Here is a 380-nt window from a genome sequence, read left to right as displayed (position 1 = left end):
GACCAGCTCAAGCTGGTGTTCGACGAGACCGGCAAGTCCAACCTCAGCATCACCGGCGTGACCTACAACTCCAAGGGTCTCGGCCTCGCCTCGCTGACCAGCGGTGTCGACTTCATCGACAACGCTGCCACCAACAAGGTGCTGACCAACCTGAACTCGGCCTCGAGCACGCTGCGCTCGGAAGCGTCGAGCCTGGGTTCGAACCTGACCATCGTGCAGGTGCGTCAGGACTTCAACAAGAACCTGATCAACGTGCTGCAGACCGGTTCGTCCAACCTGACCCTGGCCGACACCAACGTCGAGGCGGCCAACAGCCAGGCGCTGTCGACTCGCCAGTCGATCGCGGTCTCCGCGCTGTCGCTGGCCAACCAGTCGCAGCA

Annotated in this window: 1 pseudogene; it reads left to right on the top strand. The window is 62.9% G+C overall.

The features are described 5' to 3' along the window. Positions 1 to 380, top strand: a pseudogene (locus tag AC0L20_RS40125) (DUF1522 domain-containing protein); the annotation flags it as partial.

This window comes from Bradyrhizobium sp. Kon58 (assembly GCF_055807455.1).
The sequence above is the reverse complement of the archived record's forward strand: the minus strand, read 5'-3'. Positions and strand labels throughout refer to the sequence as shown.